The sequence below is a fragment of the Reichenbachiella sp. genome (genome assembly GCF_965233835.1).
GTDB lineage: Bacteria > Bacteroidota > Bacteroidia > Cytophagales > Cyclobacteriaceae > Reichenbachiella.
Genome location: NZ_OZ247585.1, coordinates 181,729 through 195,343, shown reverse-complemented (window position 1 = coordinate 195,343; position 13,615 = coordinate 181,729). Strand labels below are relative to the sequence as shown.

Below are 13,615 nucleotides of genomic sequence, written 5' to 3'. Positions count from 1 at the left end.
TTACTCTCCTATTCTCACGTCATGAAAACCTGCTCTCTTCCATTGCCCATCTTCCTGGACCCAGAAATGAGAAACTCTAATTCTTCTTGAAAATTCTTCACCATTTAAGTTACCATCCATTTCGATGATGCCAGTCACATAAGCAGATTGATCATATTGAACCAATTGTTTGTCTTTGAATTGATATTTGGTAACCTCAAGTGTTCCGCTCCCTAGCTGACCTTTTCTTTTTTTCAAATAAGCCATCCAGGCCTCTTTAGTAATGACCGGATTGCTCCCATTCACATGAGCGTATTGATCCGTAGTCAATAGGTTGAGTTTGGCAATGTCCACCTTTTCAAAGGCAAGGTTGAAATCGTTGATAGCTTGATTTAACGATTCAATGTCTGATTCAGTAGAAACTTCCACCGTACAAGATAAAAGGCTGAAAAGATAAATTAGGTATGCAATTTTTTTCATGGATGTTGGGTTATGTGAGTAGTTTACCAGATTTGCAATTGATAGTCATGGAGGTATTATTTTCTTCATACCCTAGTTCAAAATCATTAATCACAGCGGGTATTTCTGTTGGCATCCAATGCCTTCCTTCTTTTACCACAATTACAGCACCTTCGTGGTCACCTACCCAGCAGAAGTTTTCATTCCAGGCTTTTGGGTTAATAGGTAGGATGTTGTGACTGGTCATAAGTTCATGACTTATTTCCAGAGTGTTCGAGACAGGAAGACCTATTTCATTTACACAGATAACATCGTCAATACCAAAGGTTTGTTTAGAAGGATAATTAAGCGACGGTCGTTCGATGAACTCGGCAATATTCCCCTCAGCATCAAAAAAATAAATGGAGCGGCCCGTATCAAAATGGATAATCTTGTTTCCTTCAAGAGGGAGAAGGTCAATTGCTCTTGACTCTACATATTGGATAGAATCCTCAAGGCTACCTGTGGGTATGAGAAAAGCATAGTGGTACAATTTTGGCGATTCTAACTCTTCGCTAAAAACAAGTTCAGTAAAACCTGCTTTCACGGTGATCTCATTGTTGATAATTTTCTTTACCTCAAAGCCCAAAATATCAGCATAAAACTCTTTCTGTTTTTGAAGATTTTTCGATCCTAATTTTAGCTTTTTAATTTTCATTACTAGTGAGTAAGGTTTTATCTGAAATATATAAACTGATTTTCAGAAAGTTAGTTTAGCCTAATAATTTTAGTCGATTTGGTGATAATTCTTATATTTGAAATTCACCAACTCAATATCAATCAAGTATGCAAGTCAGAGGGTCAGTTATAAAGAGTATAGATAGTTTCGTTGCAGATACTCATGGTAGTAAATATGAGGAATGGAAAAAGGGATTGTCTGCTGCATCGAATTTGTTGCTTTCTTCGGTATCCACATCCAATTGGTATCCAGTAGAGCCAGGCGTTATTGTACCCACTGAGGTGCTTTGTAAAATGTTTTATGCTGATAAAAAAAAGGGTGCCTGGGAGTCTGGAAGGTATAGTGCTAAGATGGGTTTGACCGGAATCTATAAGGTATTTGTTTTGATCAGTTCTCCCTCTTTTATGCTGAAAAGAGCTTCTCGTGTAATTGCTACTTTCTATGAGCCAACGGATCTGAAAGTGATTGACAGTTCTGATACTTCTATGGTCATTCAGTTTACCAAACTGCCAATCAAAAATGAATTGATAGAATATCGTATAGCAGGATGGATGGAGATGGCACTAGAAATATGCGGGTGCAAAAACCTGAAAGTGGATATCACCAAATCTATGGCTAAAGGCGATAACGCATTTGAAACCACTATTACCTGGGACTAAGACTTAGAGTTTAAAATCAGGGTTGTAGATTAATCCTAGAATATTTCCCCAAGGGTCTTTCACCGTTGCTACTTCTAAAGCTCCACCTACATTAGTTGGAGGTTCGTGCTCGGTAGCACCCAAGTCTAAAAAATGCTGATACCTACCTCGAATATCTTCTACACCCCAGTAATTGATCACACTTTCAACTTTTTCTGTTGTAGGCTTCGATTCGGGTTGTAGGCCTAATTCGTAACCAGCCACATTGAAGCCAACATATCCGTCTTCTTCGAAATACGGAGAGACTTCAAAAGCTTTGGTGTACCATTCAGTAGCTTCTTTGATGTTTCCCACTTTATAAATTGCTGTTCGTAATCCTAGAATGGCCATGTGAATATTTCTTTAATGTGCTTTTCAAATGTAACCTTATTTTTCCCTTTTGAAGAAACGATTCTTAGTAATATTGGTCTTTGTTTTGTGAATTATACAAACCCTAATCTAGTCGTACCGTATGCCACACTATGGATGATACATTGATGAGAAATTTTTACTTTATACTTCTTTTTCTGCTGGTAGCCTGTACACCGAGCAAAGACCCACAAAAAATTATTGATAAGGCAATCGCTGCTCATGGAGGGCAGCTTTTTGAAGGAAGGACGGTTACGTTCGATTTTCGAGATAAGCACTATTTGGTGCAACGAAAGCCAGAAGGGTACACTTACATTCGTTCGTTCGATGATGATAGCCTGGGGCAGGTGAAAGATGTTTTGACCAATAGCACCGAGTTGGAGCGCTATGTGAATGATACGCTCTTGGATATTAGTGAGGAATGGAAGTTCAAATACGCCAATTCGGTAAATTCAGTATTGTACTTTTTTCAACTGCCTTATGGCTTGAATGATCAAGCAGTGGTTAAAAAATATTTGGGTCAGAAAGTGATTAATAAACAACTTTATGAGAAAATTCAAGTGACTTTCAAACAAGAAAATGGCGGAAAGGATTTCGAGGACGTTTTTGTTTACTGGATCAATGCAGAAACAAATACATTAGACTTTCTTGGGTATTCCTATTTAACTGACGGTGGAGGAGTAAGGTTTCGCCAGGCAGTGAATCGTAGAGTGATCAAAGACATGGTCTTTCAAGATTACATCAACTTTAAGCCAGCGGACAAAAACGCTCCTGTTGAATCCCTGGATCAAGCTTTTATAGAAGCGTCTTTGATTGAACTATCGCAGATTGAAAATGAAAATATTGAAGTGAAGTAATTGATGATTGAATGAAATAATGAGTTGCTGAATCAATGTATGATTAACTCATTATTTTATTCGCTCATATTTATATAGGCACATTCACATGGCGTTCGGCATGATAAGATGATCTTACCAAAGGACCTGATTCCACATACTTCAACCCACGTTTCAATCCTTCTTCTTTGTACTTTTCGAATTGATCAGGGTGAATAAACTCAGCTACTTCGATGTGCATTTTAGTAGGTTGTAGGTATTGACCCAAGGTCAGGATATCCAAACCATTCTCGACCAAATCATCCATCGCTTTGTGCACTTCGTCTACAGTTTCACCCAGCCCCAACATAATGCCAGACTTGGTTCGCTGTCCATATTCTTTGGTCAATTTGATTTGCTCTAAACTTCGAGCATATTTGGCTTGAGGTCGTACTCTTCTGTAAAGACCCTCTACAGTTTCCATGTTGTGTGAAACCACTTCTTGCCCACCATCAATCATACGATAAAGTGCCTCCCATTTGCCTTTCACATCAGGAATCAAGATTTCAATGGTGGTTTCGGGTGAAGCTTTTTTCGTTTCAACTACTGTTTGATACCATATTTCAGCACCTCTGTCCTTGAGTTCGTCACGATTCACTGAGGTGATGACAGCGTGCTTGACACCCATGGTTTTGATAGCATCTGCAACACGTTTAGGTTCTTCAGTATCATACTCTGGTGGCCTACCTGTAGCCACTGCACAGAAGGTGCAGCTTCGAGTACAGACATTGCCTAGAATCATAAAAGTGGCAGTACCAGCGCCCCAACACTCACCCATATTCGGGCAATTGCCACTCTCACAGATTGTATGAAGTTTATTTTCATCTACAATCTTTCTCACATTAGCATAGCTCTGGCCTACTGGCAACTTCACTCTCAACCAATCTGGCTTCGTGCGCTTTCTGGCTTGCTTTCCGTCGACTACTGGTAATTCTATCATGAAACTTGAAATTTGTGCAAAGAAACAAACAAGTGTACTAACTTGAAGGGTTTACGAGTGGTTTTTTGAAAAGATGAGGGTCAGCGTACTTATTTTCTATGACCGTAGAATAGCGTAATAAAAGCTGACAAATAAACGGATTTGTTGTCCTCCACAGGCATCAACTCCACTTCGCCGGCATAGGCTTCTATCAAAGATCCAATTTCAAATCCGGTCACATTACTTTTGAAGGCACCCATCTCAAAAGTCAAAGAAGCCTTCAGATTTAAGCCAGGTTTAATTTTTGATTCTCCAAGTCCTTGAAACAAGTGGCCAGTGCCGGTAATAGATTGATAAGAATATAATACGGGCGTTTTACCAGGGCCTACTGTTTTTGGGTCATACCCAAACGGGACGGCGGTGCGACTATCGCCAACCTTGACGTAATAGGGTGCAACAATGCCAAGGGTAGGTCCTGCTGCAATCGAAGCATTGATCTGTACTCCTTGTTGTGGTGCTTTTTTGAATAGAATAAAGTCCCTTCCGTACTGTGCCCGTATAGCATACAAATAATTGGACTTACCGTAAATGAATGGATTACCAGCTGCTGAGTTTCTTCTGTGCTCTTTGGGGTGTTTCACATTCATCAATTCGAACCCAATGGTTCTAAACTGAGTTTCGCTGAGAGCACTGGAAAATTTCATTACGAAACCACCAATCAAACCACCATTCGTATTTTTATTGATTCCCCAAATAAATTCTTTGGTATAATCATAATGACCAGATGATTGTGCGACTGCACTGGTCGCCAAAATGGCAAGGCATGATATCAGTATGAGCTTTCTCCGCATATTCTTAATAAATCTAACAACTTCAACCACTTATTACATTACCCAGACAAAATAAAATTCTGATAACTTTTGATTTGAAGTGTAGGTACTTAAGCTTTGCAAAATAACGTTTTTTCAAAATTTAAAGTTTAATGGGCACCTTAAAAAATCAATATCTGGGAAACCTTCGTACCGAAGGCCTACATATCCCGTCAGGAAATAAGATCATAACTGATGCTCCGGTAGACAATATGGGCAAGGGAGAGGCTTTTTCCCCTACTGACCTGATGTCGTTTTCACTAAGTGCGTGTATGATGACGATTATGGGCCAAGTGGCTGATCGTGAAAAAATTGCTATGGAAGGTGTGACCACGGATATCACCAAAGTGATGTCCGCTAGCCCAAGAAAGGTGTCAGAAATTCATATTAATTTCAATTGGCCCAAATTAGACTTGACTGAAAAACAAAAGACGATGCTGATCAATGCAGCCAAAACTTGCCCCGTTGCTTTAAGTATTCATCCGGATATCAAATTAGAAGTAACTTTTAACCTGAATTAACTGACTTTTTTAGGCTTAGCCCGTATAAACCTTTTTTCAAAGAGATAAACCTATCATCAATGCTCAAAGATCTTCGCATCAATAACTCACTAACCGGAAAGAAGGAACTGTTTGAACCCATCCATGCCCCGCATGTCGGCATGTATGTTTGTGGGCCTACCGTGTACAGTGATGTACATTTGGGCAATGTTCGTACCTTCTTGAGTTTTGATGTGATCTTCCGGTATTTGATGCACTTGGGGTATAAGGTGCGCTATGTAAGAAACATTACAGATGTTGGTCATTTGGTCAACGACGGTGACGAAGGTGAAGATAAAATTGGTAAGAAAGCTAAGCTAGAAAATCTAGAACCGATGGAAGTGGTCCAGCGTTACACTCAGGATTTTCATCAGGTCATGGCCATGTTCAATACTTTGCCTCCGAGTATAGAACCATCCGCTACTGGTCATATCCTAGAGCAGATCGAGATGATTGAGTTGTTGATTGAAAAGGGATTGGCTTATGAAGTGGAGGGATCGGTTTATTTCGACGTCAATGCCTACCAAAAAGACCATGATTATGGAAAATTGTCTGGCAGAAAGATAGAAGAGCTTTTGTCCAATACCAGGGATTTGGATGGTCAGGATGAAAAGAGAAATTCCGTAGATTTTGCCCTTTGGAAAAATGCTTCTCCGGAACACATCATGCGTTGGAATTCTCCATGGGGTGCTGGTTTCCCGGGTTGGCACTTGGAGTGCACCGTGATGGGTAAAAAATATTTGGGGCAGACATTTGATATCCACGGCGGTGGAATGGATTTGAAGTTTCCTCACCATGAATGTGAATTGGCTCAATCGGTTGGTGCCCATGGCACAGACCCTGTTAAGTATTGGGTTCACACTAACATGCTGACAGTCAATGGCCAAAAGATGAGTAAGTCATTAGGTAATTCTTTTTTGCCTAGAGAACTCTTTGCTGGTGATCACGAATTGCTTGATAAGGCATATAGTCCAATGACTACCAAATTCTTCATGCTGCAATCACATTATGCGAGCACATTAGATTTTTCTAACGAAGCCTTGAGCGCAGCACAAAAAGGCTATCGTAAGCTGATGAATGGATTGAAAACCCTGCGAGGATTGTCAGTCGAAGGAATAGTAGACAGCGAGCCAAACGAAAAAGCAATCAAACAAATCAACAGCTTGTGTGACAATTGCTACCGAGCGATGAATGATGATTTCAATACAGCCTTAGCTATTGGACATTTGTTTAACCTTTTGAAGAAAATCAACTCGATTCATACAGGCGTACTTTCTATTGCTGAGATAGGTGCTGAAACCTTTAAAAGAATGAAAACTACATTTGAGTCGTTTGTATTGGATATACTTGGCTTAAAAGAAGAAAGCAATGTGGACTTCGATGGTTTGATAGACGTATTAATAAATGTGTACAAAGAAGCCAAAGAGGCTAAAAATTACGATAAAGTAGACCAAATCAGAAATAGTCTCAAATCTCAGGGTGTTGTACTCAAAGACATGAAGACAGGCGTGGATTGGGCGTATGAGGAGTAATTTGGCTTAATAATCAAACCTCCGAGTCAAATCATCCAGGCTCTTTTTCGACCCCACAAAAGTCACCAAATCTTTTAAGCGAAGACGAGTGTAACCATGAGAAATAATCATCTGGCCAGCACGTTTGATAGACAGTATAATCACGTCGGCAGGAAGGCGCAAGTCGCGAAGAGGAACGCCATGTAAGTCCGGGTTCATCACTTCCAAGTCTCTTGAATCCTGCCCAGGTTCCATACCCAGTAAGAGTGAAGTGGCCTGAGGTGATCTTACATAATGATCCATCAAACTCACCATGGCCATAGATGGGTCAACTATTCTTACACCAAGGTTTAAGAATTTGTCATAATACAGTCGATCCGTCAGACGAACGATGATATCCGGTGTGCCAAAGTGATGATAAGCCAGCTCACAGACTTCGAGATTCTCGCGGTCGGCGAGCATACAAACAATAGCCTCTGTTTTCGCCGCACCCATTTCCTTGATTTGAGGCAAATTGATTTTATCCATGTAATGAATGGTGATGCCTTCTGGCTCGTCAATGCTACCCTTTTTCATCAGCGTTACGATCTGAACTTTCCAGTTGTTGGTCATGAGTTGTTTGGCCAATGCCACAGACTGACTTTCAAAACCAAAAATAATGGCGTCTCTAATTCCGTCGGTCTGAAATTTTGCTCGTGTTTTGTCCTCACCCACTTTTCTTAAAGCATATTTAAACAAAGGAGGACCTACAATTTGATTGAGTACAATAATACCAATCATGATGGTAGCGAATTCAGGACCCCATTCCGGAAATTGATTGGAAACAAGTGCAGTTAAACCAAGTGCAACACCAGCCTGAGTGACATACGGCATCCAACCAACATGTACAAACCGTGCAGGGTCTTTGGCTATAAACCCACCAGCATAAGATCCACCTATGATCGTCAATAAACGAATACCAAAAAAGAACAAGGCAATAGGCCAGATGCTGAAAAGAATATGAATATCTAAAGAGGCCCCTGTCAGCGTGAAAAATGCCGCATAGATCATGGGACCGGTTTTTGCCAAAATTGACAAAAATTCAGGTTTGTACTTTGAGTAATTCGTTATGTACAAACTAGCAATGATGCAAGTAATTAAAGGCTCCAGGCGGATGTGATGACCGGGTATGACATCTAGTGTTCCAAGTAGGTGATTGATAAAATAAACGCCCCAGCCCAACAAAACAATAACTACGGCCTTTGAGTCAGACTTGAATCCAAGTCCTAGAAAGGCGTCAAGCAATCGGCCCAATAAATAGCCGATTCCCGCAGAAATCAACATTTCCAAAACAGGCAATAGTACACTGATGTACTTGAATTCATTTCCACTGACCAATGATATGCTCATGGCGAAGCACATGGCAAACAAAATAATTACCAGGAAGTCCTTGAGTACCGTTACACCCATTACCGTTTGTGTGAAAGGACCTTTGGCTCTTAGTTCGTTGATAACAGCAATAGCAGAAGCAGGTGATCTTGCAACGAATACCGTGCCAGCCAGCAGAGCTACTGCCAGCCTTGTGCTGAAATTCATACTTTCCATAAAAGAGATATGGTCAGCCAAAAAGAAAACAGTAATGCTCCCTATACCAAAGGAAAAGAACAACTGTCCCAGCGTATTCCATTTGATGCTGTTGATTTTGGAGATGAGTTCTCTAAAATATAATTCAGCGCCAGCGGCAAAAGCAATAAAGGCCAATGCCAGCTCATTAATAAAGTTGAGTTCTCCAATGGACTCGGAGGGTATTAGATTCAAAACGAACGGACCACACAATATACCCGTCATTAAAAAACCAGTAATGATGGGCAGGTTAGCCCGCTGAAAAATGGACGCAATTTTATTTGCAGCAATGGATACTACCCCGAAACCGGCAATCAGAATAATTGTGAGTTTTATACTATCAAAATTGAGATCCATCTACAAGCGCATAATTTGGATTAAATTCTAAAATAGTCAATATCTTTAAAAGGCTTCAACATGAAGCTTTCTTTTAAACGTTAAAATTTTTATATGAACATCCTGATAACCGGTGGGACAGGTCTGATAGGTAAGCGCCTTATAAGTTTTTTATTGAATAGGGGTATGTCTCTTAGACTACTGAGTCGAAGAAACTTTTTAAAAGCCAGGGTTCCGTCTTATCAATGGAGTTTGGCACAAGGAGAAATAGATGGTCAAGCCTTTGAGGGGGTAGATGTGATAATCCATTTGGCAGGGGCTGGCGTGGCCGAAGGAAGATGGACTGATAAACGAAAAAAGCAAATCATGGATAGCCGAGTTGAGTCAACCAAATTAATTTACGAGACTGTGGCAAAATTGGATAACAAACCGAAGGCCTTGATTTGTGCTTCAGCTACAGGCTATTATGGTTTGAAGGAGTTTGCACATGAGTCCTCAGAAGAGGAAAATCCTGGAGATGATTTTTTGGCTGAGGTGTGTAAGCGATGGGAAGTAGAAGCCGATCGATTTAAAGATTTGGGATTAAGAGTGGTGAAGCTAAGGACCGGAGTGGTGTTTGACGAATCGGGTGGAGCGCTTGAAAAAATGGTTCAACCCATAAGATATTTTGTTGGTGCACCACTAGGTGAGGGTAGTCAGGTAGTTCCTTGGATTCATTGGAAGGATTGGTGCGGAGCGGTAGGTCATTTGATTGAGCGTGAAAGTCTATCTGGTGCTTTTAATTTGGTGGCTCCAGAGCCTATAACAAATGCAGCACTAACTCGTTTGATAGCAAGGATTATTCGAAAGCCGCTATGGTTGCCTAATGTACCTGCGTTTGCCCTGAAGCTGGCCCTTGGAGAGATGTCTTCCATCGTATTGCAAGGGCACAAGGTGTCTAGCAAAAAGCTAGAAGCTACAGGATATGAGTTTGAGTATCTGGAAGCAGAGCAAGCCCTTTTCGAATTGTTAGGTCAGGATTGAGGCTTTGGCCAATAATCTCTAACTTTGCCGGCTTGGCATTTTTTTAGTCAAAAAATTTAACAACCTATATCATATACCATGGGAGACGGAAGTAAGAAAAAAGCACATGTTGAGAAGATAAAGAAGGCTTTCAAAGACAGAAACTGGAATGAAATAAAAAGTACAGACTCTTGGGTGATTTTTAAGGTCATGTCGGAGTTTGTAGAAGGATTCGAAAAGTTGGCCAAAATTGGACCTTGTGTATCCATCTTTGGTTCGGCACGGACACAACCGGATCACCAATACTACAAAATGGCCGAGGAGATTTCTGCCAAGTTGGTACGCCATGGATATGGAGTGATAACTGGAGGTGGGCCGGGTATTATGGAAGCCGGCAACAAGGGAGCACATAGTGAAAAAGGAAAATCCGTTGGTTTGAATATCGATCTTCCTTTTGAGCAAAATAATAATATCTATATCGACCAGGATAAGCTGATCAACTTCGACTATTTCTTTGTAAGAAAAGTCATGTTTGTGAGATACTCTCAGGGTTTTATTGTGATGCCTGGAGGTTTTGGAACCTTGGATGAAATGTTTGAGGCATTGACATTGATCCAAACACTAAAAATTGAAAAATTTCCTATCGTATTGGTTAGTAAAGCTTATTGGGGAGGTCTGGTAGATTGGATGAAAGAAGTACTGCTCAAGGAGAAAAATATCAATGCAGAAGACATGGACCTTTTTCATTTAGTGGAAACGGAAGAAGAGGCAGTCGCGGTAATTGATAACTTCTACAACCAATACAAACTATCTCCAAATTTCTAATAATTGAACACATAATACCTGCAAGAGAATAATGGCAAGAGAAGCGGAAACAGAGGAACTGGAACCAACCATTCTAGATTCACTGGAAGGAGAACATACAGATTACATCGAAGTGTATGGTGCCCGAGAGCACAATCTCAAGGATATAGATGTGAAGTTCAAGCGGAATCAGCTTGTTGTCATTACTGGAATTAGTGGTAGTGGCAAGTCTTCTCTGGCCTTCGATACCATTTACGCAGAGGGGCAGCGCCGCTACATGGAAAGTTTCTCTGCGTATGCGAGAAGCTTCATGGGTGATATGGAGCGGCCCGATGTTGATAAAATCAATGGACTTTCTCCGGTTATTTCTATTGAACAAAAAACAACCAGTCGCAATCCCAGATCCACAGTTGGAACGGTTACCGAGGTGTATGATTTTATGCGTTTGCTCTTTGCCAGAGCAGGTATCGCCTATTCTTATGTGACAGGCGAGAAAATGGAAAAGCAGACGGAAGAGCAAATTTTCTTTCATGTGCTATCTTTCTTCGACAATCAAAAAATTTCGATTCTTGCTCCAGTGGTAAAAGGCCGGAAAGGGCACTATCGCGAACTTTTCGTTCAGATTGCGAAGATGGGTTATACCAAAGTGCGCATTGATGGCGAGTTGCAAGACTTAGTGCCGAAGATGCAGGTGGATCGATACAAGACCCACGACATTGAGATAGTCATCGATCGCGTGCAGGTGCGTGAGAAGGATAAGATTAGAATCAATGCGTCTTTGAAAACTGCCATTCAGCAAGGCAAGGGAGTGATGATGATTTTGGATGAGCAGGGTGAGATACATCACTTCTCCAAACATCTGATGGATGCTAAATCGGGCTTAGCCTACGACGACCCAGCACCCAACAACTTTTCGTTCAACTCTCCTTACGGAGCATGCCAGACTTGCAATGGATTGGGAGTAATCGAAAAGATTGAAAAAGAGAACATTATTCCAGACGATACACTCGGTATCAGCCGAGGAGCGATTTTGCCATTAGGCGAATTCAGAGACATCTGGATTTTTAAGAAAATTGAAGCCATCCTAAAAAAGCATAAGTACAGTTTATCTACTCCGGTCAAGGATATTAAACCTGCAGTTTTGGATGTCTTGTTGTATGGCGATGATGAACCAGTTGCCGTAAGTTCGAAAAAATATCCTGGAACGGACTGGAATACGAAATTTGAGGGCATTGCGACTTTTCTGGAAAAGCAGAAAGACAGCGGTACAGAAAAAATTCAGAAGTGGATCAAGGACTTTACGACGATCTCTACTTGTCCTGAATGTGAAGGGGCACGATTGAGAAAGGAATCCCTGCACTTCAAGATTGCTGATAAAAATATCTCCGAACTCGCCAGACTCAATATCTATGACCTGACCGAATGGTTTAAGGATGTAGAAAGTAGACTGACTGATAGGCAAAATGTAATTGCCACAGAAATACTGAAGGAAATCAGAAAGCGATTAGGGTTCTTGTTAGATGTAGGGCTAGATTATCTGGAGCTCAATAGACCGTTGCGTACGTTGTCTGGTGGTGAGGCACAACGCATCAGATTGGCCACTCAGATTGGCACCCAGCTCGTAGGTGTACTCTATATTCTAGATGAGCCTAGTATTGGCCTCCATCAAAGAGACAATGTAAAGTTAATCAAAGCACTGAAGGACCTAAGAGATCTAGGCAATACGGTCATCGTAGTCGAGCATGACAAGGATATGATGCTTGACTCTGATTATATAATAGACATTGGTCCCGGTGCGGGAAGACATGGCGGTCAGATTGTTGCTGAAGGTTCTCCTTCGGAATTCATAAAAAACCCTACGACTACTTCAGGTTATCTGAATGGCAAACTGAATATCGATGTACCTGCTGAGAGAAGGGCTGGAAACGGAGAGAAAATTGTATTAAAAGGTGCAACTGGCCACAACCTGAAAAATGTCAACTTGACCTTGCCTCTGGGCAAAATGATCTGTGTAACAGGAGTTTCTGGGAGCGGGAAGTCCTCATTGATTCATGAGACTTTTGTCCCTATCCTTAATAAGAAATTTTATCGATCTCGAAAAGAACCACTGCAGTACAAAAGCATAGATGGAGTGGACAATGTAGATAAAATTATAGAGGTAGATCAGTCTCCTATTGGGCGGACGCCAAGGTCAAACCCCGCCACGTATACCGGAGTGTTCACGGACATTCGTGCACTCTTTTCTCAATTGCCCGAGGCTAAAATTAGAGGCTATAAACCTGGTCGTTTTTCATTTAATGTAAAAGGTGGGCGTTGTGAAACTTGCGAAGGTGCTGGGATGAAACTGGTAGAAATGGACTTTCTGCCAGATGTATATGTGCCTTGTGAGACTTGTAAAGACAAACGATACAACAGAGAAACGCTCGAAGTGAGGTTCAAGGGGAAATCGATTGCGGATGTGCTGAACATGACCGTGGAGCAAGCGGTGGAGTTTTTCGAACACCAGCCTAAGATCGTTCGCAAGATCAAAACATTGAGCGATGTAGGATTGGGCTACATCACACTTGGACAGCATGCAACCACGCTTTCTGGTGGCGAAGCACAGCGAGTGAAATTAGCTACAGAGCTTTCTAAGAAAGACACCGGAAAAACATTTTATGTGTTAGACGAACCTACTACTGGTCTTCACTTTCAAGACATTCAGCATTTGCTCAATGTCTTGAATATTCTTGTAGAGAAAGGGAATACTGTAATGATCATTGAACACAATTTGGACGTTATCAAAATAGCAGATCATATAATTGACTTAGGCCCTGAAGGTGGAAATGGCGGCGGACAAATCATAGCAGAAGGAACACCCGAACAGGTAGTGGCTAAAAATGCTGGTTATACTGCTAAGTTTCTAGCCGAGGAATTAGCTTCTTGAAATATTTGACCTATTTTGGCGGCTTGAAAA

At 41.1% G+C, this 13,615-nt stretch carries 13 protein-coding genes; 7 read left to right on the top strand and 6 right to left on the bottom strand.

Annotated features, from left to right (window positions below; translation table 11 throughout):
* Nucleotides 1–459: a nuclear transport factor 2 family protein gene (locus ACO6S2_RS00850; protein ID WP_422360620.1), complete on the bottom strand. Its 459-nt coding sequence runs from the start codon at nt 457–459 to the stop codon at nt 1–3.
* A gap of 10 nt (nt 460–469) precedes the next feature.
* Entirely contained in the window at nt 470–1,135 is a 666-nt protein-coding gene (locus ACO6S2_RS00845; protein ID WP_422360619.1) for a VOC family protein, read from the bottom strand.
* A gap of 128 nt (nt 1,136–1,263) precedes the next feature.
* Between ACO6S2_RS00845 and ACO6S2_RS00840 the strand changes: the two genes are divergently transcribed.
* The gene (locus ACO6S2_RS00840; RefSeq protein WP_422360618.1) at nt 1,264–1,815 is read left to right on the top strand and encodes a hypothetical protein; all 552 of its coding nucleotides are present in this window, start codon (nt 1,264–1,266) and stop codon (nt 1,813–1,815) included.
* 3 nt (nt 1,816–1,818) lie between these two features.
* Here the strand turns inward: ACO6S2_RS00840 and ACO6S2_RS00835 are convergent, their stop codons facing one another.
* Complete coding sequence (locus ACO6S2_RS00835) at nt 1,819–2,184, bottom strand: VOC family protein (RefSeq protein ID WP_422360617.1); 366 nt, start codon at nt 2,182–2,184, stop codon at nt 1,819–1,821.
* A gap of 146 nt (nt 2,185–2,330) precedes the next feature.
* Between ACO6S2_RS00835 and ACO6S2_RS00830 the strand changes: the two genes are divergently transcribed.
* The gene (locus ACO6S2_RS00830; RefSeq protein ID WP_422360616.1) at nt 2,331–3,059 is read left to right on the top strand and encodes a DUF6503 family protein; all 729 of its coding nucleotides are present in this window, start codon (nt 2,331–2,333) and stop codon (nt 3,057–3,059) included.
* Nucleotides 3,060–3,129: 70 nt separating this feature from the next.
* Here the strand turns inward: ACO6S2_RS00830 and lipA are convergent, their stop codons facing one another.
* Both lipA and ACO6S2_RS00820 read right to left on the bottom strand, forming a co-directional pair.
* Nucleotides 3,130–4,017, bottom strand: coding sequence for a lipoyl synthase (gene lipA / locus ACO6S2_RS00825; RefSeq protein ID WP_422360615.1), 888 nt, complete (start codon nt 4,015–4,017; stop codon nt 3,130–3,132).
* Between the two features lie 89 nt (nt 4,018–4,106).
* Nucleotides 4,107–4,847, bottom strand: coding sequence for a hypothetical protein (locus tag ACO6S2_RS00820; RefSeq protein WP_422360614.1), 741 nt, complete (start codon nt 4,845–4,847; stop codon nt 4,107–4,109).
* 131 nt (nt 4,848–4,978) lie between these two features.
* On the opposite strand from ACO6S2_RS00820, the gene ACO6S2_RS00815 reads away from it, so the two are divergent.
* Both ACO6S2_RS00815 and cysS read left to right on the top strand, forming a co-directional pair.
* Nucleotides 4,979–5,386: an OsmC family protein gene (locus ACO6S2_RS00815; protein ID WP_422360613.1), complete on the top strand. Its 408-nt coding sequence runs from the start codon at nt 4,979–4,981 to the stop codon at nt 5,384–5,386.
* Between the two features lie 59 nt (nt 5,387–5,445).
* Nucleotides 5,446–6,936, top strand: coding sequence for a cysteine--tRNA ligase (gene cysS / locus ACO6S2_RS00810; protein WP_422360612.1), 1,491 nt, complete (start codon nt 5,446–5,448; stop codon nt 6,934–6,936).
* 6 nt (nt 6,937–6,942) lie between these two features.
* Here the strand turns inward: cysS and ACO6S2_RS00805 are convergent, their stop codons facing one another.
* Nucleotides 6,943–8,874: a cation:proton antiporter gene (locus ACO6S2_RS00805; protein ID WP_422360611.1), complete on the bottom strand. Its 1,932-nt coding sequence runs from the start codon at nt 8,872–8,874 to the stop codon at nt 6,943–6,945.
* A 93-nt stretch (nt 8,875–8,967) separates the two neighbouring features.
* Between ACO6S2_RS00805 and ACO6S2_RS00800 the strand changes: the two genes are divergently transcribed.
* From ACO6S2_RS00800 to uvrA, 3 genes are all read left to right on the top strand, one after another.
* Complete coding sequence (locus ACO6S2_RS00800) at nt 8,968–9,876, top strand: TIGR01777 family oxidoreductase (RefSeq protein ID WP_422360610.1); 909 nt, start codon at nt 8,968–8,970, stop codon at nt 9,874–9,876.
* 78 nt (nt 9,877–9,954) lie between these two features.
* A complete protein-coding gene (locus ACO6S2_RS00795; RefSeq protein ID WP_422360609.1) occupies nt 9,955–10,680 on the top strand; it encodes a TIGR00730 family Rossman fold protein in 726 nt (241 codons plus the stop codon).
* Nucleotides 10,681–10,711: 31 nt separating this feature from the next.
* Nucleotides 10,712–13,585, top strand: coding sequence for an excinuclease ABC subunit UvrA (gene uvrA, locus ACO6S2_RS00790; RefSeq protein WP_422360608.1), 2,874 nt, complete (start codon nt 10,712–10,714; stop codon nt 13,583–13,585).
* Nucleotides 13,586–13,615: the final 30 nt, after the last annotated feature.